This window comes from Pseudomonas putida, from assembly GCF_003228315.1.
In the GTDB taxonomy this organism is placed as follows: Bacteria; Pseudomonadota; Gammaproteobacteria; order Pseudomonadales; family Pseudomonadaceae; genus Aquipseudomonas; species Aquipseudomonas putida_S.
Window position 1 is genome coordinate 4,946,230 of the sequence record NZ_CP029693.1, and the last position, 24,415, is coordinate 4,970,644.

The 24,415-nt window shown below is 61.2% G+C and carries 23 protein-coding genes and 1 pseudogene; 13 read left to right on the plus strand and 11 right to left on the minus strand.

Features of this window, described 5'->3' with window-relative positions:
• The first annotated feature begins 1 nt into the window (after position 1).
• Both DKY63_RS23100 and DKY63_RS23105 read left to right on the plus strand, forming a co-directional pair.
• Entirely contained in the window at positions 2-511 is a 510-nt protein-coding gene (locus tag DKY63_RS23100; RefSeq protein ID WP_110966215.1) for an OmpA family protein, read from the plus strand.
• Positions 512-603: 92 nt separating this feature from the next.
• The gene (locus tag DKY63_RS23105) at positions 604-1,332 is read left to right on the plus strand and encodes a CatB-related O-acetyltransferase (RefSeq protein WP_162634920.1); all 729 of its coding nucleotides are present in this window, start codon (positions 604-606) and stop codon (positions 1,330-1,332) included.
• On the opposite strand, the gene DKY63_RS23110 is transcribed toward DKY63_RS23105, so the two are convergent.
• A complete protein-coding gene (locus DKY63_RS23110) occupies positions 1,322-2,269 on the minus strand; it encodes a LysR family transcriptional regulator (protein ID WP_110966216.1) in 948 nt (315 codons plus the stop codon). The genes DKY63_RS23105 and DKY63_RS23110 overlap by 11 nt on opposite strands.
• Positions 2,270-2,432: 163 nt before the next feature.
• Here DKY63_RS23110 and DKY63_RS23115 point away from each other — a divergent pair, with 163 nt between their 5' ends.
• Both DKY63_RS23115 and mmsB read left to right on the plus strand, forming a co-directional pair.
• Positions 2,433-3,959: a CoA-acylating methylmalonate-semialdehyde dehydrogenase gene (locus DKY63_RS23115; protein WP_110966217.1), complete on the plus strand. Its 1,527-nt coding sequence runs from the start codon at positions 2,433-2,435 to the stop codon at positions 3,957-3,959.
• A gap of 10 nt (positions 3,960-3,969) precedes the next feature.
• Positions 3,970-4,857, plus strand: a complete 888-nt coding sequence (gene mmsB, locus DKY63_RS23120; RefSeq protein WP_110966218.1) for a 3-hydroxyisobutyrate dehydrogenase — start codon at positions 3,970-3,972, stop codon at positions 4,855-4,857.
• A 187-nt stretch (positions 4,858-5,044) separates the two neighbouring features.
• On the opposite strand, the gene DKY63_RS23130 is transcribed toward mmsB, so the two are convergent.
• The 3 genes and pseudogenes from DKY63_RS23130 to DKY63_RS23140 form a co-directional block, all read right to left on the minus strand.
• On the minus strand, positions 5,045-6,148 hold the full coding sequence (locus DKY63_RS23130; protein WP_110966220.1) for a GlxA family transcriptional regulator: 1,104 nt from the start codon (positions 6,146-6,148) through the stop codon (positions 5,045-5,047).
• 89 nt (positions 6,149-6,237) lie between these two features.
• Positions 6,238-7,638 (minus strand): annotated as a pseudogene (gene gabP / locus DKY63_RS23135) (GABA permease).
• A gap of 352 nt (positions 7,639-7,990) precedes the next feature.
• The gene (locus tag DKY63_RS23140; protein ID WP_110966221.1) at positions 7,991-8,341 is read right to left on the minus strand and encodes a cupin domain-containing protein; all 351 of its coding nucleotides are present in this window, start codon (positions 8,339-8,341) and stop codon (positions 7,991-7,993) included.
• Positions 8,342-8,592: 251 nt separating this feature from the next.
• On the opposite strand from DKY63_RS23140, the gene kynB reads away from it, so the two are divergent.
• Complete coding sequence (kynB, locus tag DKY63_RS23145; RefSeq protein WP_110966222.1) at positions 8,593-9,258, plus strand: arylformamidase; 666 nt, start codon at positions 8,593-8,595, stop codon at positions 9,256-9,258.
• A complete protein-coding gene (kynA, locus tag DKY63_RS23150; protein WP_110966223.1) occupies positions 9,255-10,109 on the plus strand; it encodes a tryptophan 2,3-dioxygenase in 855 nt (284 codons plus the stop codon). Before kynB ends, kynA begins: the two co-directional genes overlap by 4 nt.
• Before the next feature lie 192 nt (positions 10,110-10,301).
• On the opposite strand, the gene DKY63_RS23160 is transcribed toward kynA, so the two are convergent.
• The 4 genes from DKY63_RS23160 to antA are packed head-to-tail and all read right to left on the minus strand — an operon-like array spanning position 10,302 to position 14,670.
• Positions 10,302-11,705 carry an amino acid permease gene (locus DKY63_RS23160; protein WP_110966225.1) on the minus strand — a complete coding sequence of 468 codons (1,404 nt, stop codon included), beginning with the start codon at positions 11,703-11,705 and terminating at the stop codon, positions 10,302-10,304.
• A 44-nt stretch (positions 11,706-11,749) separates the two neighbouring features.
• Positions 11,750-12,772: an anthranilate 1,2-dioxygenase electron transfer component AntC gene (gene antC, locus DKY63_RS23165; protein ID WP_110966226.1), complete on the minus strand. Its 1,023-nt coding sequence runs from the start codon at positions 12,770-12,772 to the stop codon at positions 11,750-11,752.
• Between the two features lie 18 nt (positions 12,773-12,790).
• Complete coding sequence (antB, locus tag DKY63_RS23170; RefSeq protein ID WP_110966227.1) at positions 12,791-13,282, minus strand: anthranilate 1,2-dioxygenase small subunit; 492 nt, start codon at positions 13,280-13,282, stop codon at positions 12,791-12,793.
• Positions 13,282-14,670 (minus strand): anthranilate 1,2-dioxygenase large subunit, encoded by a 1,389-nt coding sequence (gene antA, locus DKY63_RS23175; RefSeq protein WP_110966228.1) that lies wholly within the window; start codon positions 14,668-14,670, stop codon positions 13,282-13,284. Before antA ends, antB begins: the two co-directional genes overlap by 1 nt.
• Before the next feature lie 374 nt (positions 14,671-15,044).
• Here antA and DKY63_RS23180 point away from each other — a divergent pair, with 374 nt between their 5' ends.
• On the plus strand, positions 15,045-16,058 hold the full coding sequence (locus tag DKY63_RS23180) for an AraC family transcriptional regulator (RefSeq protein ID WP_110966229.1): 1,014 nt from the start codon (positions 15,045-15,047) through the stop codon (positions 16,056-16,058).
• Between the two features lie 10 nt (positions 16,059-16,068).
• On the opposite strand, the gene DKY63_RS23185 is transcribed toward DKY63_RS23180, so the two are convergent.
• Positions 16,069-16,542 carry an Lrp/AsnC family transcriptional regulator gene (locus DKY63_RS23185; RefSeq protein WP_110966230.1) on the minus strand — a complete coding sequence of 158 codons (474 nt, stop codon included), beginning with the start codon at positions 16,540-16,542 and terminating at the stop codon, positions 16,069-16,071.
• Between the two features lie 198 nt (positions 16,543-16,740).
• Here DKY63_RS23185 and kynU point away from each other — a divergent pair, with 198 nt between their 5' ends.
• Complete coding sequence (gene kynU / locus DKY63_RS23190) at positions 16,741-17,991, plus strand: kynureninase (RefSeq protein ID WP_110966231.1); 1,251 nt, start codon at positions 16,741-16,743, stop codon at positions 17,989-17,991.
• A gap of 43 nt (positions 17,992-18,034) precedes the next feature.
• Positions 18,035-19,474: an amino acid permease gene (locus tag DKY63_RS23195; RefSeq protein ID WP_110966232.1), complete on the plus strand. Its 1,440-nt coding sequence runs from the start codon at positions 18,035-18,037 to the stop codon at positions 19,472-19,474.
• Here the strand turns inward: DKY63_RS23195 and DKY63_RS23200 are convergent.
• Positions 19,415-20,299, minus strand: coding sequence for a LysR substrate-binding domain-containing protein (locus DKY63_RS23200; protein WP_110966233.1), 885 nt, complete (start codon positions 20,297-20,299; stop codon positions 19,415-19,417). The two genes, DKY63_RS23195 and DKY63_RS23200, sit on opposite strands and share 60 nt — an antisense overlap.
• 217 nt (positions 20,300-20,516) lie before the next feature.
• On the opposite strand from DKY63_RS23200, the gene DKY63_RS23205 reads away from it, so the two are divergent.
• On the plus strand, positions 20,517-21,281 hold the full coding sequence (locus DKY63_RS23205; protein ID WP_110966234.1) for a sulfite exporter TauE/SafE family protein: 765 nt from the start codon (positions 20,517-20,519) through the stop codon (positions 21,279-21,281).
• Here the strand turns inward: DKY63_RS23205 and DKY63_RS23210 are convergent.
• Positions 21,271-21,585, minus strand: a complete 315-nt coding sequence (locus DKY63_RS23210) for a putative quinol monooxygenase (RefSeq protein WP_110967966.1) — start codon at positions 21,583-21,585, stop codon at positions 21,271-21,273. The two genes, DKY63_RS23205 and DKY63_RS23210, sit on opposite strands and share 11 nt — an antisense overlap.
• 176 nt (positions 21,586-21,761) lie before the next feature.
• On the opposite strand from DKY63_RS23210, the gene DKY63_RS23215 reads away from it, so the two are divergent.
• The 3 genes from DKY63_RS23215 (at position 21,762) to DKY63_RS23225 (ending at position 24,388) form a co-directional block, all read left to right on the plus strand.
• A complete protein-coding gene (locus tag DKY63_RS23215) occupies positions 21,762-22,352 on the plus strand; it encodes an NAD(P)H-dependent oxidoreductase (protein ID WP_110966235.1) in 591 nt (196 codons plus the stop codon).
• 128 nt (positions 22,353-22,480) lie between these two features.
• Positions 22,481-23,398 carry a LysR family transcriptional regulator gene (locus DKY63_RS23220; protein ID WP_110966236.1) on the plus strand — a complete coding sequence of 306 codons (918 nt, stop codon included), beginning with the start codon at positions 22,481-22,483 and terminating at the stop codon, positions 23,396-23,398.
• Between the two features lie 96 nt (positions 23,399-23,494).
• A complete protein-coding gene (locus DKY63_RS23225) occupies positions 23,495-24,388 on the plus strand; it encodes an NAD-dependent epimerase/dehydratase family protein (RefSeq protein WP_110966237.1) in 894 nt (297 codons plus the stop codon).
• The last annotated feature ends 27 nt before the right edge of the window (positions 24,389-24,415 follow it).

Here is a 24,415-nt window from a genome sequence, read left to right on the forward strand (position 1 = left end):
AATGCCCGTGTTCTCACTCACCCAACGTACCCTGCGATTGTTCTCTATCACCCTGTTGATGGCCGTGCTGGGCCTGGCCGGTTGTCAGTCGGTGCCGCCCAAAGGCCTGACCCCGGCACAGATTGCCGTGCTGAAACAGCAGGGCTTTCAGCTGACCGAGGAGGGCTGGGCGTTCGGCCTGTCCGGCAAAGTGCTGTTTGGCAGCGATGTCGACTCACTCAATGCGCAGAGCAGCGAAATCGTCCAGCGCATCGGCAAGTCGCTGCTGGGCGTGGGGATCGAGCGGGTGAGAGTCGATGGGCATACCGATGCGTCGGGCAAGGAGGCTTACAATGAACAACTCTCCCTGCGTCGCGCCAAGAGCGTCGCCATCGTTCTGGCGGATGCCGGCATGAAGCAGGAGAATATCCAGCTTCGCGGTTTCGGCAGCAGCCAGCCGGTGGCGACCAATGACACGGCTTCCGGCCGCACCGAAAACCGTCGGGTGGCGATCGTGGTAAGCGCCGACTGAAACGCCATTCACCGCCCGGCCCGAGCCGGGCTCCTGATTTTCTACATGGGCGTTTACGCTCAATCCAAACGGTGCAAACGCTGATCATCCAGATGAAGAAACTAAAAGCGCTTTACCGAAATCGTTATTGGAAGCGATGGCTTCGTGAGCACAACTGCAAGTTGGCGGGCGGGGTGTCATCACTCGCGGCAAAAACCACCCTGATCGTTGAAGAAGGGGTTTCCCTGGGCCATTTGATCTTTGATGCACGACAGCTGAGCATCGGCGCCCATACCTACATTCGTAGTGATACCAAGCTCTCTACCGTGTCCTCGATCGGGCGGTTTTGTTCCATTGGCAATCACTGCTACATCGGCCAGGAAAAAAACACCCATCCTTCCGACTGGCTCAGTACCCATCCTTTCCAGTACACCGGCACGGCGCTGTCCTACGAACCGGTGATCTCCAACGTCACGATTGGCCACGATGTCTGGATCGGTCACGGCGCCATGATCATGGAGGGCGTCACCGTCGGCACGGGCGCCATCGTCGCCACCCGCGCCGTCGTGGCTCATGATGTTCCACCCTATGCCATCGTCGCTGGCGTGCCGGCGAAAGTGGTCAAGTACCGCCACCCGCCGCAGGTCATCGAGATGTTGCTGGAGAGCAAGTGGTGGGAATGCGATATCGGCTTTCTACAAGGCTTACGCCTGGACGACCCCGAAGCGGCCTTGCCGGAGATCATCAGCAAGCGTCAGGACCATCTGGCCAGCTACCACCAGCTGGAAATCACCCGCAAAGGCTGCCGGACAATGCCCTCCGCACAGGCAATCAATCCGTAAACCGCAACTCCCGCGTCTGCCCCAGCAACAACGGCCCATTGAGCTCCGTCACCTCCCGGATGTAATCCCACAACAGGGTGATCCGCTTGAGCTTGCGCAGGTCCTCTCGGCAATACATCCAAAACTGCCGGGTGATGTTGATCTCCTCCGGCAACACCGGCAGCAAGCTTGGGTCCTGTGCCGCGAGGAAGCAGGGCAGGATCGCCAGGGACCGGCCCTGTTGGGCAGCCACGAATTGCGCGATCACGCTGGTACTGCGCAGGTTGGCGCTGGCGCCGGGCAGGACGTTCGCCAGATACAGCAGCTCCGAGCTGAAGGCCAGGTCGTCGACATAACTGATGAATGAATGTTTGCCCAGGTCCGCCGCCCGGCGGATGGGTGGGTGGTTGTCGAGGTATTCCTGGGTGGCGTACAGCTGCAGGCGGTAGTCGCAGAGTTTGCAGCACACATACGGGCCATGTTCCGGACGCTCCAGGGCGATGACGATGTCGGCTTCGCGCTTGGACAGGCTGATGAAGTGGGGCAGGGGCAGGATGTCTACCGAGATGGCGGGGTAGGCGTCGACGAAGTGGCTCAGCTGTGGGGTGATGAAGAAGCTGCCGAAGCCTTCGGTGCAGCCCATGCGCACATGCCCGGACAACGCCACGCCGGAGCCCGACACTTGCTCGCAGGCCATGTGCAGGGTGCTTTCGATCGATTCGGCATAACCCATCAAACGCTGGCCTTCAGCGGTCAGGACAAAGCCGCTGGTCCGCGACTTCTCGAACAGCAGCGTGCCCAATGAGGCTTCCAGCGAGCTGATGCGCCGCGACACGGTGGTGTAGTCGACCGCCAGGCGCTTGGCGGCGGTGCTGGCCTTGCGGGTGCGGGCCACTTCGAGGAAAAACTTGAGGTCGTCCCAGTTCAGCGAGCCCAGCGACGTGATGTTTTTTTGCATGTTGGACCGGCTTTTATGTGCGTTCTTATCAGAAGTTTGCACATCTATACTCCAAAAACAGCCCGACAACCAATTCGCGGCACACGCCTCATCTCAAGGCGACTTTCTCGCCTTGGCTACCCTGAAAGCTCTCTTCAACAAGAATAATGCCCAGGAGACCCACATGAACGCATCGCTCACGCCCAACGAAACCACCGTCCAGAAGGTCAAGCTGCTGATCGACGGTGAGTGGGTCGAATCCAAATCCACCGAATGGCACGACATCGTCAATCCGGCCACCCAACAAGTGCTGGCCAAAGTGCCTTTTGCCACTGCTGAAGAAGTCGACGCAGCCATCAGCGCCGCCCATCGCGCCTTCCAGACCTGGAAACTGACCCCGATCGGTGCGCGGATGCGCATCATGCTCAAGCTCCAGGAACTGATTCGCCAGCACTCCAAACGCATCGCCCAGGTCTTGAGCGCCGAGCAAGGCAAGACCATTGCCGACGCTGAAGGCGACATTTTCCGTGGCCTAGAAGTGGTCGAGCACGCGTGCTCCATCGGCTCCCTGCAAATGGGTGAGTTCGCCGAGAACGTCGCCGGCGGCGTCGACACCTACACTCTGCGCCAGCCCATCGGCGTGTGCGCCGGCATCACCCCGTTCAACTTCCCGGCGATGATTCCGCTGTGGATGTTCCCGATGGCCATCGCCTGCGGCAACACCTTCGTGCTCAAGCCGTCCGAACAGGACCCGATGTCGACCATGTTGCTGGTGGAACTGGCTATCGAAGCGGGCATTCCGGCCGGTGTGCTCAACGTCGTGCATGGCGGCAAGGACGTGGTGGATGCGCTCTGCACCCATAAAGACATCAAGGCGGTGTCCTTCGTTGGCTCGACCGCCGTCGGTACCCACGTCTACGACCTGGCCGGCAAGCACGGCAAGCGCGTGCAATCGATGATGGGTGCGAAGAACCACGCCGTGGTGCTGCCGGACGCCAATCGCGAACAAGCGCTCAATGCCCTGGTGGGTGCCGGTTTCGGCGCCGCCGGTCAACGCTGCATGGCCACCTCGGTGGTGGTGCTGGTGGGCGCGGCCAAGCAATGGCTGCCGGATCTGAAAGCGCTGGCGCAGAAGCTCAAGGTGAACGCCGGCAGCGAGCCGGGCACCGACGTTGGTCCGGTGATTTCGAAGAAAGCCAAGGCGCGGATTCTCGATCTGATCGAAAGCGGCATCAAGGAAGGCGCCAAGCTGGAGCTGGACGGTCGCGACATCACGGTGCCCGGTTACGAGAAGGGCAACTTTGTCGGCCCGACCCTGTTCTCCGGCGTGACCACCGACATGCAGATCTACACCCAGGAAATCTTCGGTCCGGTGCTGGTGGTGCTGGAAGTCGCCACCCTCGACGAGGCCATTGCGCTGGTCAACGCCAACCCGTTCGGCAACGGCACGGGCCTGTTCACCCAGAGCGGTGCGGCGGCGCGCAAGTTCCAGAACGAAATCGACGTCGGCCAGGTCGGCATCAACATCCCGATTCCGGTGCCGGTCCCGTTCTTCAGCTTCACCGGTTCCCGTGGCTCCAAGCTCGGCGACCTCGGCCCGTATGGCAAGCAAGTGGTGCAGTTCTACACTCAGACCAAGACCGTCACCAGCCGCTGGTTCGACGATGACAGCGTCAACGACGGCGTGAACACCACCATCAACTTGCGCTAAGGAGCCGGACATGAAAATCGCTTTTATCGGTCTGGGCAACATGGGCGCGCCGATGGCGCGCAACCTGATCAAGGCCGGTCACTCGCTCAAGCTGGTGGACCTGAACAAAGCCGTGCTGGCGGAGCTGGAGCAATTGGGCGGCAGCATCAGCCCTTCGGCCCGCGAAGCGGCACAGGGCGCGGAACTGGTGATCACCATGTTGCCGGCCGCCGTGCATGTGCGCAGCGTCTGGCTGGGTGAAGATGGCGTGCTCGCCGGCATCGGCAAAGGCGTGCCGGCGGTGGATTGCAGCACCATCGATCCACAGACCGCCCGCGATGTGGCGGCCGCCGCAGCCAAGCAAGGCGTGGCCATGGCTGATGCGCCGGTGTCCGGAGGTACCGGTGGTGCGGCAGCCGGGACGCTCACCTTCATGGTCGGCGCCACCGCCGAACTGTTCGCCACCCTGCAACCGGTGCTGGCGCAGATGGGCCGCAATATCGTGCATTGCGGCGAAGTCGGTACCGGGCAGATCGCCAAGATCTGCAACAACCTGCTGCTGGGGATTTCCATGGTCGGTGTCAGCGAAGCCATGGCGCTGGGTGATGCCCTGGGCATCGACACCAAGGTGCTGGCGGGCATCATCAACAGCTCCACCGGGCGTTGCTGGAGTTCGGAGGTGTACAACCCCTGGCCGGGTATCGTCGAAACGGCGCCAGCTTCGCGCGGTTACACCGGTGGTTTCGGTGCCGAGCTGATGCTCAAGGATCTGGGGCTGGCCACGGAAGCGGCGCGACAGGCGCACCAGCCGGTGGTGCTTGGCGCGGTGGCCCAGCAGCTGTATCAGGCGATGAGTTTGCGGGGTGAGGGCGGTAACGACTTCTCGGCGATCATCAACAGCTATCGCAAACCGTTGTAGGAGCGAGCCTGCTCGCGATGGTCGTTAACGATAACGCGGGGAATCTGGTTCCCCGCGTTGCTCTCGAGATTTTCGCGAGCAGGCTCGCTCCTACATCAGATATTTGCAGCCAGGTAACTCATCTGCGCATCAACATTTGCCGGGACATCACGTCGGGTGATCTCCCGGCTTTTTTATGTCCGAAAGATCATGACCCGGTTCGATCCGGCATCCGCACGCTGGCAAACGTCGACTCGTTTCGCGCCTGCTCCAGGGCCGTCAGCGGTCTTGCCGATGCCGGCTGAGCAAGGGCAAGCACCGCCGGCTTGCGACTCATTTCCGAGCCCGCCCGCTCATCACTCGGTGGAACGCCGAAGTGCTCGCGATAGCATTTGGAAAAGTGCGGCGTGGACACGAAACCGCAGACCGTTGCCAGTTCAATCAGCGACATCGACGTTTGCTTGAGCAATTGCCGCGCCCGGATCAGGCGCAATCTGAGGTAGTAACGCGAGGGTGTGCAGTGGAGGTATTTCTGGAACAGCCGCTCCAGCTGCCTTCGTGACAGCTCCACATAATCGGCCAGGTGATCCAGGTCGATCGGCTCCTCGAGGTTGGCCTCCATCAACGCGACGATCTCTTGCAGCTTGGGCTGATGAGTGCCCAGCACGTGCTTGAGCGGCACGCGCTGATGGTCCTGCTCGTTGCGGATGCGCTCGTAGACAAACATCTCCGAAATGGCCGCCGACAACTCACGGCCATGATCGCGACCGATCAGGTGCAGCATCATGTCCATGGGTGCCGTGCCGCCGGAGCTGGTGAACCGGTTGCGGTCCAGGGTAAACAGACTCGCGCTCATGCTGACCCGCGGAAAAGCTTCCTGCATGGCCGCCAGGAATTCCCAATGCACACTGCATTCGTATCCGTCGAGCAGGCCGGCTCTGGCCAGTGCCCAGCTCCCGGTGCAGATCCCTCCAAGCAGCCGAGATTGACGCGCCAGGGCCTTGAGCCAGGTGATGTGCTCGCGGGTGACCACACTCTGGATGCCAACGCCGCCGCAGACGATCACCGTGTCGGCCACCCAGGGCTTGTCCCAGGACGCATCCGGGGTGATCGGCACGCCGTCGCTGGCCCAGACGGGCTGGCCACCGAGGCTGAACGTGTGCCAGCGATAGAGCTCCCGCCCCGACAACTGATTGGCCATGCGCAACGGCTCCACGGCTGAGGCCAGGGAAATCAGGGTGAATTGATCCAGCAACAGAAAGCCGATGCATTGAGTCGGCTTGCCGTCCGGCAGGGTGGGCCTTGATGACATCGTGGTCATGTCCTTACGAAAAGACGGTCAACGGCACGGTAGCGTGAAGCGCCGTGCCGCTGGTGTGCGCAACCGGTATCTCTCCCGGCTTATCCCACGGACGTCGCTCTTGCGGGCTGTGCCGGGTGACGCGAAGTGACCAGGCCGATAAAGGAAATCGCCAGCGCCAGGCCAATGGTCGTGGTCACTTCGGTACGGTGCTGCGGGGAAATCATCATCACGGTCAGCGCAGCGCAAATGAACACGATCACCAGCCACGTCAGCCAGGGGAACAGCCACATGCGAAAGGTCAGCTCGACGTTCTACCGACGCAGCATCCGGCGCATGCGCAACTGCGACACCGCAATGGCCAGGTACACCAGCAAGGCAATCGCGCCCGAACTGGCGAGCAGGAACTCAAACAACCCGGCAGGCATGAAATAGCTCCAGACGGTAATCGCCGCACCCAGCACGGTACTGGCGATGACCGCCGCCCGTGGCACGCCTTCGGAGGACGTCTTCTTCAGTGCTTTTGGCGCATCGCCACGACGGCCCAGCGAGTACAGCATGCGCGAGGCGATATAGATCGAGGAGTTCATGCAGCTGGCCACGGCGATCAGCACCACCACGTCCACCATGAACTTGGCGTGGGGAATGTTCATGATCTCCAGCGCACGCTGGTAGGAGCCCACCTCGGCCAGCAGCGGATCGTTCCAGGGCACCACCGAGATGACCACGAAAATCGACAACAGGTAGAACACGCCGATGCGCCAGATCACCGAGCGCGTGGCCTTGGCAATGTTCTGCGAAGGGTTGTCGGATTCGGCGGCGGCGATGGTTACAGCCTCGGTACCGATGAAGCTGAACATGATGGTGATGAAGGCCCCCACGACCGCCGACAGGCCATTGGGGGCGAAACCGCCGTGTTCGGCCATCAGGCCGCTCAAGCCGCTGACTTGCCGATCGGGAATCCAGCCCATCAGCACCGCGAAACCCACGCCGATGAAACCAATGATTGCCACGACCTTGGCCATGGCGAACCAGAATTCGAATTCGCCGTATTTGGAGACGCTGAACAGGTTGGTGATCACCAGGGCAATGATCGACGCCAGGGCGAACAGCCAGGCATCGACTTGGGGAAACCACTGGTTCAGCACATGGCCGGCGGCCAGCGCTTCGATGGGGATCACCAGCACCCAGAACCACCAATAGAGCCAGCCGATGGTGAAGCCCGCCCAGCGGCCGATGGCCTGGTCGGCATAGGTGGAGAACGAACCGGTGTCGGGATTGGCCACCGCCATTTCACCGAGCATGCGCATGACCAGCACCACCAGCAGGCCCGAGAACAGATAGGCCAGCAAGACGGCCGGGCCGGCGGCCGCGATGGCATGCCCCGAACCTACGAACAAACCGGCGCCGATAATCCCGGCGATCGACAGCATGGTGACGTGACGAGGCTTGAAGCCCTGCGCCAATTGGCCACTGGAATCCTTTGAGCTCGGGCTGATCATTATTTTTTTTCTCTGGTGGCGACATTTGAGCGTGCGCCACCTTACCCGGCTTGTCCGACAATCCAGTTTCCTGATTGCGCCACGTTGGAGTCTGAAATCGACACGGGAAAACTTTGTGTTCGATTTGAGAACCCGTCGGTCATCGAGTGGCAAAAAGCAATCGCTGTGTTTTTACGACCGTTCTGCCGATGCAGCGGCGAAGTGTTTAGCGCGGGTATCTGGAGCGTGAAGGGGGTGTTCGGGAGGGGAGACGAGTGCGTCGATGGAGGGCTGGGTGCGCAACGAGTAGCGCGGTGGAACACTACTCGTTGCCGGTGTCGCTTTTGAAATCGGCTGTCGTTTTGCGCAGGGATCAGGCGAAGACAAAATACTTGCGTACGGTCTCCACCACTTCCCAGGTGCCTTTCATCCCCGGTTCGATGACGAAAATGTCGCCGGCACGCAGGTGGATCGGCTCTTTGCCTTCAGGGGTGATGATGCAGTAGCCCTCGCGGAAGTCGCAGTATTCCCACTTCACGTATTCCACGTACCACTTGCCCGGCGTGCAGATCCAGGTGCCCATGATCTTGTTGCCGTCTTCGCTGGTGTAGGCGTTGAGGTTGACGGTGTGCGGGTCGCCTTCGAGTTTTTCCCATTTGCAGGCGTCGAGCACCGGCAGCGGGTGGGTGTCGCGAAGTACGGTAATCGGTGAGTTGGCGGTCATGACGACTCCATGCGTTGGGATAACTGAAGGCGCATCCTGACCGGCTTGGTCAGGGCCGAGTTGTCTGTGCTCGACATCGAGCTATCCAGAAGCGCTGTGACGGTCACCTGGCCTTGTCGAATTTCCTGCGCAGCAATGTCGTTTTCCTCGCATTTCTTGCGAACGGTCCGGCGGTTCCCGAAGATCTTTGCAAGAATCTATACAGTCATCACTCGTATCATTTACCTCGGAAAAATCCGAGAAGCGTTGCAATGAAAAAAACAATGTCGTGGTGGGACATCAGCCCGCCCTTGAGTGCCGCCACACCGACCTGGCCCGGTGACACGCCGTTTCAGGAAGAGCGCGTGTGGACCTACGGGCCCGAGTGCCCGGTGAATGTCGGGCGCATTACCTTGTCGCCACACACCGGCGCCCACGTCGATGCGCCGCTGCACTACAGCCCCGAAGGCGCGCCGATTGGCGAGGTCTCGCTGGATGTCTACATGGGGCCTTGTCGAGTCCTGCATTGCCTGGACAGCGGCGCGCTGGTGCAGCCAGAACAACTGCAGGGTCGATTGGCCAACCTGCCCGAACGCGTCCTGCTGCGTACTTACCGGCAAGCGCCGCTGAGCACCTGGGACCCTGACTTCACGGCGGTCGCCAAGGAAACGGTCGAGCTGCTGGCCAGCCAGGGCGTACGGCTGATCGGCATCGATACGCCGTCGCTGGACCCGCAGCAATCGAAAACCATGGACTCGCACAATGCCGTGGCGCGTCACGGTATGGCGATCCTCGAGGGCATCGTCCTGGATGAAGTGCCGGAAGGGGATTACGAGTTGATCGCGCTGCCGCTGCGTTTTGCCCATCTCGACGCCAGCCCGGTCAGGGCCATTTTGCGTCCACTGAATTCGTCGCCATACGAGGAGGCTGCCCAATGAGCCAATGCCCTTATTCGTCGGCCAATCCTCCAGAGGAATGGCACAACGCCGAGCTGAATTTCTCCGACTCCATGAGCTACGGCGACTACCTGGACCTGGGGCGCATCCTCAGCGCCCAGCATCCCTTGTCGCCGGACCACAACGAGATGCTGTTCATCATTCAGCACCAGACCTCCGAGCTGTGGATGAAGCTGATGCTGCACGAGCTCAAGGCCGCCCGCGAACACGTGCGCCTGGGCGAGTTGCCGCCGGCGTTCAAGATGCTGGCGCGGGTCTCGCGCATCTTTGATCAGCTGGTGCATGCCTGGACCGTGCTGGCGACCATGACGCCCACCGAGTACCACTCGATCCGGCCATTTCTGGGGCAGTCGTCGGGGTTCCAGTCGTTTCAGTATCGGGAGATCGAGTTCATTCTCGGCAACAAGAGCGCGACCCTGCTGCGCCCCCATGCCCATCGCCCTGAGCTGCTGGCGGAGCTGGAAAAGGCGATTGCCACGCCTTCGCTGTACGACGAGGCGATTCGCCTGTTGGCCAATGCCGGCCTGACAATCGACCCGCAACGTTGCGCGCGTGACCCGTCTCGCCCGACCGAACATGACAGCTCGGTCGAAGCCGCCTGGCGTGAGGTCTACACCGACCCGACGCGTTACTGGGACCTCTACCAACTCGCGGAGAAGTTCATCGACCTGGAAGACTCGTTCCGTCAATGGCGCTTCCGGCATGTCACCACGGTGGAGCGGATCATCGGCTTTCAACCGGGCACCGGTGGCACGGAAGGCGTCGGCTACCTGCGCAAGATGCTCGATACCGTGCTGTTCCCCGAACTGTGGCGACTGCGCTCAACGCTCTAGGCACGCACCACACCCCCTGTAGGAGCGAGCCTGCTCGCGATTGCGGTGTATCAGCCGTCAATGATGTCGAATGACACGGCGCCATCGCGAGCAGGCTCGCTCCTACAGTTTGATTTCTGTTCGCTTGGGGCTTTGTGACAGGCCAAAAAAAGCCCCGGCATTCACTGAAGGCCGGGGCGTTTTTTTGTGGGCTTACTGCGTCACTGGCAGATCGCGATGCCGAGCCATGCGGATCCGATAGAACACATAGATGATCGCGATCCACACCGGTATCGCATAGACCGAAGCGCGAATCCCCGGAATCATCCACATCACGTAAATGATCACCGCCATGAACGCCAGGCACAGGAAGTTGGTGTACGGCGACCAGAAGGCCTTGAAGCCCGGCACGATGCCGCGCTGGCCCATGGCCTTGCGGAACTTCAGGTGCGTCAGGCTGATCAGCGCCCAGTTGATCATCAGGGACGCAACCACCAGGGCAAACAGCAGTTCCAGCGCTTCATGGGGTGCGACGTAGTTGACCACCACCGCCAGCATCGTGATCAAAGCCGAAATGCCCAGCGCCAGCAACGGCACGCCCTGCTTGTTCAGCTTCATCAGCGCCTTGGGTGCATCGCCCTGTTCGGCCAGGCCGTAGAGCATGCGGCTGTTGCAGTAGACGCCGCTGTTGTAGACCGACAACGCGGCGGTCAGTACCACGAAGTTGAGGATCTGAGCGGCGGTGTCGCTGCCGATCAAGGAGAAGATCTGCACGAACGGGCTGCCGCTGTAGGCATCGCCCGAGGCGCCCAGGGTTTGCAACAGCTGGTCCCACGGGTACAGCGACAACAGCACGGTGAGGGCGCCGACGTAGAAAATCAGCACCCGGTAAACCACCTGGTTGATGGCCTTGGGAATCACCTTGCGCGGCTCGCTCGCTTCGGCGGCAGTGATGCCGACCAGTTCCAGGCCACCGAAAGAGAACATGATGAACGCCATCGCCATCAGCAGGCCGTCGTAGCCGTTGGGGAAGAACCCGCCGTGGTCCCACAGGTTGCTCACCGAGGCCTGCGGGCCGCCGGTGCCGCTGAACAGCATGTAGCAGCCCAGGGCGATCATGCCGATGATTGCCACCACCTTGATGATCGCGAACCAGAATTCCATCTCGCCGAAGATCTTCACGTTCAGGGTGTTGATCAGGTTGACCAGCACGAAGAACACCGCGGCGCTGACCCAGGTGGGCACTTCCGGCCACCAGAACTGGATGTATTTGCCGACGGCCGTCAGCTCCGCCATGCCCACCAGCACATACAGCACCCAGTAGTTCCAGCCCGACAGGAAGCCGGCAAAGCTGCCCCAGTAGTTGTGGGCAAAATGACTGAAGGAGCCGGCGACCGGCTCCTCGACAATCATCTCGCCCAGCTGGCGCATGATCAGGAAGGCGATGAAGCCGGCGATCGCGTAGCCGAGAATCATCGATGGCCCGGCGGACTTGAGTACCCCGGCAGACCCCAGGAACAGCCCGGTACCAATGGCGCCACCCAGGGCGATCAGTTGAATGTGTCGATTCTTCAACCCCCGCTTGAGTGTGCCCGTTTGCAATATTTCGTCCGCCATCGCGTTCCCTTCTGATTTTTTGTTGTTACAACTGCATTGAAGGGTCAGATATTACTCTCAGTGAACTTTTCGTAATACAGGTGCAGGTTTTCCAGCGCCTGTTCCTGTAGCCAGGTCTTGATCGATTCCACCATCGGTGGCGGGCCGCAGACATACATGTCCGCCTCGGTATCGCGCAGTTCGCTGGCATCGAAATGCTCGGCGATGTAGCCACGTTTGCCGGTCCATTGCGGTGACGGGTCGCTGACCACGGCGGTGTAGCGAAACCCCGGGATGCGTTCGGCGTAGGCGGCGATGCGTTGCTGTTCGCACAGATCGGCGGCGTCCCGCACCCCGTAATACAGATGCACCGGTTGCCCGCAGTCGCGCTCGGCCAACTCATCGAGCATCCCCAGCAACGCCGACAGTCCGGTACCGCCCGCCACCAGAATCAGCGGCCGGGTGACGTGGCGAAGATAAAAGGCGCCCAGCGGCGCTTCCAGGGCGATTTCATCACCGACCCGGCAGCGTTCGCGGATGTAGTCGCTCATCACGCCTTCGGGCAGCAGGCGAATCAGAAACTGCAATTGATTGCTGCTGCCCGGTCGGTTGGCGAACGAATAGGAGCGCATGTTCTCGGTGCCGGGGATCCGCAGCCGTGCGTATTGCCCCGGCAGGAAGTCCAACGCTTGCGTGTCGCTGCCCAGATCCAAATGCAGGATCGCCGTGCTGTTCGATACCTGACTGACGCCGGTGACCTTCGCGCTCAGCCGCTCAGGACCGCTGGCGTTGCACAGGCTGGAGGCGAAGTCGAAATAGAACGCGGCATCCGATTTCACCCGGGTCTGGCAGGTGAGCATTTTGCGCTGTTGCAGGTCGTGGCTGGAGAGCGCTTCCTCGTCCACGTAATCCTGGCTGTAGTCGCCGGATTCGCAGCGGCCCTGACAGGTGCCGCAAACGCCTTCGCGGCAATCGAGGGGAATGTTGATGCCATTGCGCAGGGCGGCGTCGAGCAGGATTTCATTGGGCTGCACGGGAAAGAACAGGGTTTTGCCGTCGGCAAAGCTGAACGCTACTTTGTGAGTCATGCCTCGGTCTCCATGGATTCAGAGGTGGTAGAAGTCGAGTACCGAGTTGATGGTGTCGTTGAGCAGCAGCGCATGCTTGCGCGTGATCAGCCAGCTGTCGCCGTGGGGCTTGAGGCGGTAGGTCGCGCGGCCATAGAACTGCTCGGACGTGGCCAGGCGATAGAACAGCGTGTGCCAGTTCAGGCGCACGTCCAGCTCGCCGCCGGCCAGTTCGTCGATCCGTACGTTATTGATCAGGTGCAAGGTGCGCGGCATGGGCGTCGCCGAGGCGGACTTGCCCGTGCGCAGGCGGAACACGCGGTCTTCCAGGCCCGAGCGGTTGGCGTAGTAGATCAGCGACATTTCACGCTTGGGGTCCTGGGTGTAGACGTGTTCGGAGTCCCATTGCGGCAGGTGAAATTCGCTTTGCGGGTCGAACAGCGCGACGTAGGCGTCCCAATCCTGGGCATCGCACAGTTCGGACTTGCGATAGAAGAACTGTTCGATCTGGTACTGCAATTGCGCATTCATCATTGCACCTCACGGAGTTTCAGGGATTTGGCGTCCAGGCCGTCGAGCAGGAATTTCTGCCAGTTGCTGTGCTGATTGACGTACAGCCCTTCGTGGGTGAATTCGGTGCCGGTCATGGCCGGGGCGATGCCGATGGCTTCGCTGTTGGGCGTGGGGCCGGTGGCCCATTGGTGACTGCCACGGGAGATATCACTCCAGCGTTCCAGGCGGGCCTGGAAGCCGCGCTGGGCCTCGCGGAATTCCACCAGATCGTCGGGGGTGCCCATGCCCGAGACGTTGAAGAAATCCTCGAACTGGCGGATGCGGTTTTCGCGGTCGGCGTCCGACTCGTTTTTCACCCCGATGCACTGGCTGATGATTTCGGTCTTGTTCCACGCCAGCGGGCGGATGATGCGCAGTTGCGAGCTGATCTGGTCGAGGAAGAACAGGCTCGGATAAATGTTCAGGTTGCGCAGGCGATGCATCATCCATTCGGCCTTTTGCTGGCCGTGTTCTTCGATCAGGCGCGGCATGATCGTCGCGTAACCGGAACGCACGGACGGGTTGGGCATGTCGCTGAACAACACGCTGTGGCCGTTGTTGAAGGCGAACCAGCCGTCGTCGGTATTGGCGTCGCCGGCGCCTAGCTTGCTGTAGTCGAGGGTGCTGCTGGCGCTGCCGTTTTCGCTGTTGACCTGTTGGCGATGCTGCACCGTGGCCACGTAGTTGTAGTGCACGGTGCTGACGTGATAACCGTCCAGGCCGTTTTCGTTCTGCAGTTTCCAGTTGCCGTCGTAGGTGTAGGCCGACTTGCCCGGCAGCACCTCCAGCTCACCGGTCGGCGACTGGGCGACCATCATGTCGAAGAACACTTTCGAATCACCGAGGAAGTCTTCCAGGCTGTTGGTCCCGTGCACGTCCAGGCTGATGAACACGAAGCCCTTGTAGCTTTCGATACGGGCTTTCTTCAGGCCGCGTGTGGCCTTGTCGAAACCTTCGGGGTACTCGCCCGGCGCCTTGACCTTGACCAAGCGGCCGTCGCTCTTGTAGCACCAGGCGTGGAAGGGGCAGGTGAAGGTCGACTGGTTGCCCTTGCCGACACGGGTCAGCGTGGTACCGCGATGCTGGCAGGCGTTGATCAACGCATTGAGCTGGCCGTCACCGTCACGGGTGATGATCATCGGCTGGCGCCCGGCGCGCATCGTCACGAAGTCGTGGTTGTTGGCCAGCTCGCTTTCATGGCAGGCGTAGATCCAGTTCTTCTCGAAGATCAGTTCCATCTCCAGATCGAACAACTGCGGTTCGGTGAAGATGTCCCGGGCGATGCGGAACACGCCCTCGGCCGGACGGAAATCCAGGCAGCCTTCGATAAACGCTTTCCACTGCTCGACGTTCTTTTCGCCACTCATGGTCTGTACCTGTTTTTTGTAGGGGCTAATCGGGTGTGCTCATTAGAGAGAGCGGGGCGGGTGGGGGCTATCCGGTTAGTCGGCGAAGGCAGTCCAGAAAATGGGGCGGTAACACTCGCCCTGTCCCAGGCTGGGCAGCGATGACTCAAAGCGATGAACGGCTGCACCGCTTTGCAGCAATCAGTTACTGTTTGGCGAGACGTCGAGAGCGGTTCGCGGGTGTTTTTCTGCATCGAGCCAACGGGTTTATCCGCTTAGTCGAGGATGACTATCCATAAAGTTGGCATCGACGTTTTGTGGTCTGGAACTTGCCCTTCCAGAACCGAGACGCGCCGTCAGAGCGCGCTGAACAAATAGCCTGTGGGTGCACCGTGATGAGCAGCAAGACCGATCCGCATGTTCACGATATTCGTGTCGACAGCGACGACCTGGAAGCCGCGAGAAGCTGGATGTCCGGTATCTGCGGCCCGCACCGGCTGGTCAGCACGACGCCCGAGCGCATCCGTTTTCATCACACGGCCAACACCTTCAAGTCGATGGCCACCACCCTTGGCACTATCGAATACGGCACTGACGTCACCATCGACATCGAAGACCCCGAGCACTTCAGCAGCTACAGCCTGAGCCTGCCGCTGTCGGGCGAGCAGGAGTTGAGCAAGGACGGCAGCGTGGTCAGGTCCGATCGTGACCAGGGGGTGATTATCTCGCCGTATGAAAACCAGTTGCTGGCGATCTCCGGCGACTGCCGCAAGGTCCAGGTGGTGATCACCCGCGTGGCCATGAGCGAATCGCTGGAGAACCTGCTGCAGCGCCCGGTGGATATGCCACTGCGATTCGAACCGGTGATGGACGCGGTCGGCGGGGCATCGGCCTCGTGGTGGCGCATGGCGCGCTACTTCATCGAGGAGCTTGAGCGCAGCAGCGAACTGTATGACCAAGTGGCGTTTACCCGGGATATCGAAAGCTCGCTGATCAAGGGCCTGATCCTCGCCCAGCCGAACAACTACTCGGAAGAACTGCGGCAGGTGCTGGGCGTGAAGCTGCCGCACTACCTGATCCGGGCCCGGCAATACATCCACGACAACGCCCGCGAGGCCCTGCATCTGGAAGACATCGAAGCGGCGGCCGGCGTGTCGCGCTTCAAGTTGTTCGAAGCCTTCAGGAAGTACTTCGCCCTGTCGCCGATGGCCTATCTGAAGAAGCACCGCTTGAATGCGGTGCGCCAGGAAATTCTCGAACAGGGTTCGGCGCGCAATATCTCCGCGATCGCCATGGGGTGGGGCTTCACCCACCTGGGGCGTTTTTCCGCCGAGTACCGCAAGCTGTTCGACGAATCCCCCAGCATGACCTTGCAACGCCACGACGCCCGGCGCATGCGCGGGTACTAAGCCATCCCCTTTACTTGCGCACCACCAGATCCAGCAACTCGTCCCGCTCCTTGATTTTCTGCAGGACGATTTCCGAACGGATATCGGTGACACCCGCCGTGCGGTTCAAGTGGTTGACGATGAAATCGGAGAAGTGCTTGAGGTTGCGCGCCTGGACCCGCAGCACATAGTTGCTCGCCCCCGTGATCACATAGGCGGTGACCACTTCCGGCCATGACTGGACCTTCGCGATGAAGGTCTCGTGCCAGTCCTCCACGTCCTGTCGCAACGACACATGGACGATGGCCTCCAGCTCGATGCCCAGCCGTTCGGCATTCAGTACGGCGCGATAGCCGCTGATGATCCCCTCGTTTTCCAGCAGGCGCAGGCGGCGCAGACAAGCCGAAGGTGAAAGGGCGACTTTCTCCGCCAGTTCCTGATTGCTGATACGCCCGTCCTGTTGCAGTTGATGCAGGATGCGCAGGTCTGTCGAGTCGAGATTCATGGGTGAAATAAATCCGCGTTAATTGGGTGGTCGTTCGAATTTTCTGCGAGATAACTACGCGAAGGCGGCTCACTTTGCACGAAAATTCTTTAGAGCTTCGTTCATTATTTCTCCATCGAATAGCCGTGAACCCGCCCCGGAACAGGCGATTTTTCGACTGTGCCCGGACGGCATGTCACTTACAAAACAGGACGCTCAATGACTACAAGAAACGATTGCCTGGCGCTTGATGCGCAGGACGCCCTGGCGCCTCTGCGTCAACAATTCGCACTGCCTGAAGGCGTGATCTACCTCGACGGCAACTCCTTGGGTGCCCGGCCAGTCGCGTCGTTGGCCCGGGCCCAGGCGGTGATCGCCGAAGAATGGGGCAACGGCCTGATTCGCAGCTGGAACACGGCGGGTTGGCGCGACCTCAGCGAGCGTCTGGGCAACCGCCTTGCCAGCCTGATCGGCGCCCGCGACGGTGAAGTCGTGGTGACCGACACCACCTCGATCAACCTGTTCAAGGTGCTCAGCGCTGCCTTGCGCGTGCAGTCTGAACGCTCGCCGCAGCGGCGGGTGATCGTCACCGAATCCAGCAACTTCCCCACCGACCTGTACATCGCCGAAGGCCTGACGCAGATGCTTCAGCAGGGTTACAGCCTGCGTCTGGTCGACAGCCCCGAAGAGCTGCCGCAAGCGATCGACCAGGACACGGCAGTGGTCATGCTCACCCACGTGAACTACAAGACCGGCTACATGCACGACATGCAGGGCCTGACCACACTCGCCCACGAGTGCGGCGCACTGACCATCTGGGATCTGGCGCATTCCGCCGGTGCGGTGCCGGTGGACCTGCATCAGGCCGGTGCCGACTACGCCATCGGTTGCACCTACAAGTATCTCAATGGCGGCCCGGGTTCCCAGGCGTTCGTCTGGGTATCGCCGACGCTGTGCGATCTGGTGTCGCAGCCGTTGTCCGGCTGGTTCGGCCATTCGCGGCAGTTTGCCATGGAGTCGCATTACGAACCGAGCAACGGCATTGCCCGTTACCTGTGCGGCACCCAGCCGATTACCTCGCTGGCGATGGTCGAGTGCGGCCTGGACGTGTTCGCCCAGACCAACATGGCCAGCCTGCGCCGCAAATCCCTGGCACTGACGGACCTGTTCATCGAGCTGGTCGAGCAACGTTGTGCCGGCCATGAACTGACCCTGGTCACGCCGCGTGAACACGCCAAGCGCGGCAGTCATGTCAGCTTCGAACACCCTGAAGGTTATGCGGTGATCCAGGCCCTGATCGCCCGTGGCGTGATCGGTGATTACCGCGAGCCGCGGATCATGCGCTTCGGTTTCACGCCGCTGTACACCACCTTCACCGAGGTCTGGGATGCCGTGCAGATCCTGGGTGAAATCCTCGATGAGAAAACCTGGGCGCAAGCACAATTCCAGGTTCGCCACAGCGTCACCTGATACCGCTCTGTTCAAGAACAATAAAATCCAGAGGCCTGAATAAATGACCGACAACGCCGGTTTTGAAACGATATCCAACCGTGAGCACGGCCTGCGGCGTCAGCTGACGTCGGGGCAGATGAGCATGATCGCCATCGGCGGTGCGATCGGCACCGGGTTGTTCATGGGCAGTGCCTACGCCATCGGCTATGCCGGGCCGAGCGTGCTGCTCAGCTACGCCATCGGCGCGATCATCACCTTGCTGCTGATGGGCTGCCTGGCGGAAATGACCGTGGCCCATTCGACCTCGGGGTCGTTCGGCGCCTATGCCGAGTTTTACATCAGCCCGCTGGCCGGGTTTCTGGTGCGTTATGCCTACTGGGCGGCCATCGTGCTGGCGGTCGGCACCGAAGTGACGGCGGTGGCGATGTACATGAAGTACTGGTTCGCCAACGTGCCGGAGTGGGTGTGGATCGTGTCGTTCTCCAGTGTGCTGATCGTGTTGAACGCCATCAGCGTGAAGACCTTCGGCACCTTCGAATACTGGTTCTCGACCATCAAGATCGGCGCGATCGTCGGCTTCATCATCCTCGCGGTGTATGTGGTGTTCGGCTCCGGCAACCCGGAATACGGCGTGCACAACTACACCGCCCACGGCGGCTTTTTCCCTCATGGCCTGCAAGGCATGTGGGTGGCGGTGATCGTGTCGATCTTCAGCTACTTGAGTGTGGAGATGATCGCGGTGGCCGCCGGTGAGGCGAAGGACCCGGAGCGGGCGGTGAAGCAGGCCTTTCGCGCGACCATGGTGCGGCTGGTGGTGTTCTACCTGCTGACCCTGGCGCTGATGCTGGCGATCGTGCCGTGGGTCCAGGCCGGCCAGGCCCAGAGCCCGTTCGTCACGGTCATGCAGGCCATCGGCATTCCCGGCGCGACCGGCGTGATGAACTTCGTGATCCTGATCGCGGCGCTGTCGGCGATGAACAGCCAGTTGTACATCACCACGCGCATGATGTTCAGCCTGTCCCGTGGCGGCTACGCGCCGAAGGCCATGGGCAAGTTGAGCAAGTCGGGCATTCCCCTGAACGCGCTGTTGCTGTCCAGCTCGGGCATCACATTGGCGACCTTGCTCAACATCCTCTATCCGGAAAGTTCGTTCACCCTGATGATGGCGATTTCCATGTTCGGCGCCATCTTCACCTGGTTCATGATCTTCCTGACGCACTACTGCTTCCGGCGTTACCACCAGCGTCACGGCGAGCGCCAGCTGTCGTTCCGCATGCGCCTGTTCCCGTACACAACCGGGCTGGGTTTGCTGCTGATGGGCGCGGTAATGATCACCACCTACTTCACCGAGGCCTTCAAGATGACCCTGGTGTTCGGGGTGCCGTTCCTGCTGTTGCTGACGGTGGTCTACTGGGTGTTTTTCCGCAAAGCCGAACCGGCCTCACTCGGCGCGCAACGTGCCGAGCAAGGTTCGGGCATAGCCGGGCAGGTCGGTGAATGAGCGGGCGCACAGCAGCAGCTTTCGCTGGGCCCAGGCTTCTTCGAGGATGAAGCTTTTCAAGGATTGATCCACGGGCCGTCGCTGGATCGCCGCCAACGGCACGATGGCAAGTCCGGCGCCTCGAGCGACCATGCGCATCACGCCGTCGAAACCTTCCGCACGGATGCGGATTTGCAGGCGGGCCCCGGCGTGCAGCGCCTGTTCTTCGAGGTACACCGACAGGGCGCTGTCGGCGGCCAGGCCGACGTAGTCGTAGCGCAGCGTCTCGCTGAAACGCGGCGTGGCGGCGTGGGCCAATGGGTGTTCGGAGGGCATGATCAGCACCAGCGGATCATCGCGAAAGGGCAGGGTCTCCAGCGCGTGGGTGTCCACGGCGTCCGAGACGATGCCAAGGTCCGCCGCACCCTGGCGCAAGGCGTGGACGATGCGCAGGCTCGGCATTTCCTGCAGGTCGATGTCGAGGTTGGGATGCTGGCAAAGGAAGTCCGCCAGCACTTCCGGAAGGTGCTCGGTGATCGCCGTCGTATTGCACAGCAGACGTACCTGACCTTTGACACCTTTGGCGTACTCGGCCAGATCCTGCTGCATGCGCTCGGCCTGTTGCAGCAAAAGCCGGGCGTGTTGCGCCAGGGCCTTTCCCGCCGGCGTCGGCGTGACTCCGCGACGACCGCGTTCCAGAAAATCGATGCCCAGTGAAGACTCCATCGCCCGGATCCGTGCACTCGCCGCTGCCAGGGACAGGTGACTGCGGGCGGCGCCGGCGGTGATGTTGCCGGTGTCGAGGATGTGCAGGTAGAGGCGCAGGTCGGTGAGGTCGAAGTGCATGGAGGCAATCCAGATAGGTGTGTTGTCAGGGCGGACGCCATCGCGAGCAGGCTCGCTCCTACAGGGGATTTATGACCGACACAAAACCACTGTAGGAGCGAGCCTGCTCGCGATGGCGTCAGTAGCCACGATCCATAATTCAGCCTCTTGCTGGAAAAGAGGCACCCTCAGTATATGGCAGATTTCCAACGGCCCAATCCTGCCTCAGGATTACCCCATGAATACTCTCGCCACGTTCTACCAAAACCTCGGTCTGGCCCTGTCTTTACTGGTTCTCGCCACCTTCCTCCTGGCCGGCACCATCAAGGGCGTGATCGGCCTCGGCCTGCCAACCATTTCCATGGGGCTGCTCGGTCTGGCTATGGCGCCATCGCAGGCTGCCGCATTGCTGATCATCCCGGCCACACTGACGAATGTCTGGCAACTGGCATTCGGCGGCCATCTGCAAGGGCTGATCAAGCGGCTGTGGCCGATGCTGCTGGCGATCTTCATCGGCACCGGCGCGGGCACGTTGTGGATTGGCATGGTCGGTGGACATTGGGTGGTGCGTGGGCTGGGCGCGGCGTTGTTGCTCTACGCCTTGAGTGGTCTGTTCCTGCCGACCCAGCGTGTTGGCGAACGCAGCGAAGGTTGGCTCGGCCCGTTGTGCGGCCTGATCACTGGCGTCATCACCTCCGCCACGGGCGTGTTCGTGATACCGGCGGTGCCGTATCTGCAAGCATTGGGCTTGAGCAAGGACGAACTGGTGCAGGCGCTGGGGCTGTCGTTCACCGTCTCGACCCTGGCCCTGGCCGCCGGGCTGTTATGGCGCGGCGCCCTCGGCGGTGGCGAGCTGAGCGCCTCGCTGCTGGCGCTGATCCCGGCGGTGCTCGGCATGTGGCTGGGGCAGTGGCTGCGCCAGGGGATCAGCGCGGTGTTGTTCAAGCGCGTGTTCTTCATTGGCCTTGGATTGCTCGGCGGCCACTTATTGATCAGCGGCTAGCGGAGGGCGCGCTGATCATCTCGATCGCACGGATCTCGAAATCCCGCTCCAGGTACTCATCGCGCTGAGCGAGAAATTCCTTCATGTGCGGCAGGTTCGAATGCACGTCGAGGTGCGCCTGGGACTGCCAGATTTCGTAGAAGATGAACAGGGTCGGGTCCTGCTTGTCGCGCAGCATGTGGTATTCGATGCAGCCGGGTTCGGCGCGACTGGCCTCTACGTAACCGCTGAAGAACGCTTCGAAGGCGTCGGATTTTTCCGGGCGGGTCTTGGCGTGCAGGATGAAGCCTTGCATTTCACTCACGAACATCACTCCTCAAGTCAGAATCGGCGCCAGTCTATGGCAACAATCGGTTGTTGATTCGTGCGTTTTGGTCAAATGAATTTTGCGAAAGCCGTGCTTTTTCCGCGCGAGGCTCATGGGTAAGGTGCCGTCCTCAAATTTTCCAACCCTTCCTTTCCCACCCTTTCGAGTGCTCCATGAAAAAAGTCCTGTTGCTCAACGGCGGCAAACAATTCGCCCACTCCGACGGTCGCTACAACGCCACCTTGCACGAAGCTGCACTGAGCGTGCTGGACCGTGGTGGCCTGGACGTGAAAACCACTTTCATCGACGGCGGCTACGACATCGCCGAAGAAGTGGCCAAATTCCTCTGGGCTGACGTGATCATTTACCAGATGCCCGGCTGGTGGATGGGCGCACCCTGGACCGTCAAGAAATACATCGACGAAGTGTTCACCGAAGGCCACGGCAGCCTCTACGCCAGCGACGGCCGCACCCGTTCCGATTCCTCGCAGAAATACGGCAGCGGCGGCCTGATCCAGGGCAAGCAGTACATGCTGTCGCTGACCTGGAACGCCCCGCAGCAAGCCTTCGACGACCCGACCGATTTCTTCGAAGGCAAGGGCGTGGACGCGGTGTATTTCCCCTTCCACAAGGCCAACGAGTTCCTCGGCATGACCGGCCTGCCGACTTTCCTGGCCGTGGACGTGATGAAGCGCCCGGACATTGCAGGGCATGTGGCGCAATATGAGCAGCATCTGACCGAGGTGTTTGGCCTCAAGGCTTGACGCTCGGCTACTATCGAAAGCAAGACCGAGGACCTGTAGGAGCAAGGCTTGCCCGCGATGGCGTTCTTGAGGGCGCCATCGCGGGCAAGCCTTGCTCCCACAGGTTCAGCTATTGAGAAGGGACCTCCGTGAAAGCCAGATCCGATGAGTTGCAGATATTCGTCTGCGTGATCGAGTGCGGTTCGATCTCCGCCGCCGCCGAGCAGGTCGGGCAAACACCGTCGGCGGTCAGCCGCACCTTGTCGCGCCTGGAAGCCAAGCTCGACACGACCCTGATCAACCGCACCACGCGGCGCATGGATCTGACCGAGGAGGGCAAGTATTTCTTCGAGCACGCCAAGCTGATTCTCGATCAGATGGACGAACTCGAAGAGCGCCTGACCTCGCGTCAGCAAACGCCCTCAGGGCGCCTTCGCATCAACGCCGCGTCACCCTTCATGCTGCACGCCATCGTGCCCTACATCGATGAGTTCCGCCGGCTCTACCCGGATATCCAGCTCGAACTCAACAGCAACGACCTGATCATCGACTTGCTCGAACAAAGCACCGACATCGCCATCCGCATCGGCACCCTGGCCGACTCGACCCTGCACGCTCGCTCACTGGGTTGCAGCCCGATCCACATCGTCGCCAGCCCCGCCTATCTGGAAAAGCACGGCACGCCGACGGCGGTGGCCGACCTGGCCAATCACACGCTGCTGGGCTTCACCCAGAACGAGGGCCTGAACCAGTGGCCATTGCGCTACGTGCACGGTGATCGCTGGCCGATCGAGGCCTCGCTCAGCGCCTCCAGCGGCGAGACCATCCGTCATCTGGCGCTGGAAGGCCAGGGCATCGCCAGCCTGTCGCACTACATGACCATCGAAGACATTCGTGCGGGGCGCTTGAAAGTCCTGCTGGCCGAGTTCAACAGCGGCTATCGCCAGCCGATCAACGCGGTGTACTACCGCAACTCGCAACTGGCCCTGCGAATTCAATGTTTCCTCGATTTCATCCAGGGCAAGTTGGCGCTTTATGCGGGTGAGGACTTCAAGGCGGATTCGTGATCCCTGCGCAAGAGTGATTTGGGCCAGCGGGGATTTTTCGTCGCGCACCGCTGCCGGATACTCGTTGCATCACTTATCCACGCAGGGAGTTTCTCCATGAACGTATTCGTCACCGGCGCTGCCGGCTTTATTGGCGGTTCCATCGCCACGGGTTTGATCCAGGCCGGTCACAGCGTCACAGGCCTGGTGCGCAATGCCGAACAGGCTAATGAAATGAAGACGCTGGGCATCACGCCGGTGATTGGCACGCTGGACGACAGCGCGTTGCTGGCCGAACAGGCCCGTGCCGCCGACGCCGTGATCAACGCCGCCAGCAGCGACCATCGCGGTGCCGTCGAAGCCTTGCTCGGTGCCTTGCGCGGTTCCAACAAGGTGTTCCTGCACACCAGCGGTTCGAGCATCGTCGGCGATGCGTCGGGCGGCAAATCCAGCGACATCATCTACTTCGAGGACAACCTGCCGGAGCCCACCGTCGACAAGGCCGCCCGCGTGGCCATCGACAACCTGATCCTCGCGGCGGCGAAAGACGGGGTGAACTCGGCGGTCATCTGTAACACCCTGATATACGGCCACAGCCTGGGCGTCAATCGCGACAGCGTGCAGTTGCCACGCTTGCTGAAACAGGCGCGCAAGAGCGGCGTGGTGCGCCACGTCGGCCCCGGCCAGAACATCTGGTCGAACGTGCACATCGAAGACGTGGTGTCGCTGTACCTGCTGGCGCTGACCAAAAACGTACCGGGCACGTTCTACTTCGTCGAAAGCGGTGAGGCGTCGTTCATCGACATGACCACCGCGATGGCTCAGGCGCTGAACTTGGGCGAGCCGCAAGACTGGCCGCTCAAGGCCGCCGAGGCCGAGTGGGGGTATGAGATGGCCAACTATGGTTTGGGCTCCAACAGCCGGGTGCGTGGCAAGCAGGCGCGGGAGTTGTTGGGGTGGGTGCCGAAGCGGGCTTCGGTGGTGGAGTGGATTCGCAGCGAGATGGTGTGAGTTCGCTGTAGACCGCGTCATCGTTCA

What these genes read in the sequence shown, in the direction of transcription:
- DKY63_RS23100 (WP_110966215.1), top strand. Translation starts at nt 2, where the DNA reads ATGCCCGTGTTCTCACTCACCCAACGTACCCTGCGATTGTTCTCTATC.
- DKY63_RS23105 (WP_162634920.1), top strand. Translation starts at nt 604, where the DNA reads ATGAAGAAACTAAAAGCGCTTTACCGAAATCGTTATTGGAAGCGATGG.
- DKY63_RS23110 (WP_110966216.1), bottom strand. Translation starts at nt 2,269, where the DNA reads ATGCAAAAAAACATCACGTCGCTGGGCTCGCTGAACTGGGACGACCTC.
- DKY63_RS23115 (WP_110966217.1), top strand. Translation starts at nt 2,433, where the DNA reads ATGAACGCATCGCTCACGCCCAACGAAACCACCGTCCAGAAGGTCAAG.
- mmsB (WP_110966218.1), top strand. Translation starts at nt 3,970, where the DNA reads ATGAAAATCGCTTTTATCGGTCTGGGCAACATGGGCGCGCCGATGGCG.
- DKY63_RS23130 (WP_110966220.1), bottom strand. Translation starts at nt 6,148, where the DNA reads ATGTCATCAAGGCCCACCCTGCCGGACGGCAAGCCGACTCAATGCATC.
- DKY63_RS23140 (WP_110966221.1), bottom strand. Translation starts at nt 8,341, where the DNA reads ATGACCGCCAACTCACCGATTACCGTACTTCGCGACACCCACCCGCTG.
- kynB (WP_110966222.1), top strand. Translation starts at nt 8,593, where the DNA reads ATGAAAAAAACAATGTCGTGGTGGGACATCAGCCCGCCCTTGAGTGCC.
- kynA (WP_110966223.1), top strand. Translation starts at nt 9,255, where the DNA reads ATGAGCCAATGCCCTTATTCGTCGGCCAATCCTCCAGAGGAATGGCAC.
- DKY63_RS23160 (WP_110966225.1), bottom strand. Translation starts at nt 11,705, where the DNA reads ATGGCGGACGAAATATTGCAAACGGGCACACTCAAGCGGGGGTTGAAG.
- antC (WP_110966226.1), bottom strand. Translation starts at nt 12,772, where the DNA reads ATGACTCACAAAGTAGCGTTCAGCTTTGCCGACGGCAAAACCCTGTTC.
- antB (WP_110966227.1), bottom strand. Translation starts at nt 13,282, where the DNA reads ATGAATGCGCAATTGCAGTACCAGATCGAACAGTTCTTCTATCGCAAG.
- antA (WP_110966228.1), bottom strand. Translation starts at nt 14,670, where the DNA reads ATGAGTGGCGAAAAGAACGTCGAGCAGTGGAAAGCGTTTATCGAAGGC.
- DKY63_RS23180 (WP_110966229.1), top strand. Translation starts at nt 15,045, where the DNA reads ATGAGCAGCAAGACCGATCCGCATGTTCACGATATTCGTGTCGACAGC.
- DKY63_RS23185 (WP_110966230.1), bottom strand. Translation starts at nt 16,542, where the DNA reads ATGAATCTCGACTCGACAGACCTGCGCATCCTGCATCAACTGCAACAG.
- kynU (WP_110966231.1), top strand. Translation starts at nt 16,741, where the DNA reads ATGACTACAAGAAACGATTGCCTGGCGCTTGATGCGCAGGACGCCCTG.
- DKY63_RS23195 (WP_110966232.1), top strand. Translation starts at nt 18,035, where the DNA reads ATGACCGACAACGCCGGTTTTGAAACGATATCCAACCGTGAGCACGGC.
- DKY63_RS23200 (WP_110966233.1), bottom strand. Translation starts at nt 20,299, where the DNA reads ATGCACTTCGACCTCACCGACCTGCGCCTCTACCTGCACATCCTCGAC.
- DKY63_RS23205 (WP_110966234.1), top strand. Translation starts at nt 20,517, where the DNA reads ATGAATACTCTCGCCACGTTCTACCAAAACCTCGGTCTGGCCCTGTCT.
- DKY63_RS23215 (WP_110966235.1), top strand. Translation starts at nt 21,762, where the DNA reads ATGAAAAAAGTCCTGTTGCTCAACGGCGGCAAACAATTCGCCCACTCC.
- DKY63_RS23225 (WP_110966237.1), top strand. Translation starts at nt 23,495, where the DNA reads ATGAACGTATTCGTCACCGGCGCTGCCGGCTTTATTGGCGGTTCCATC.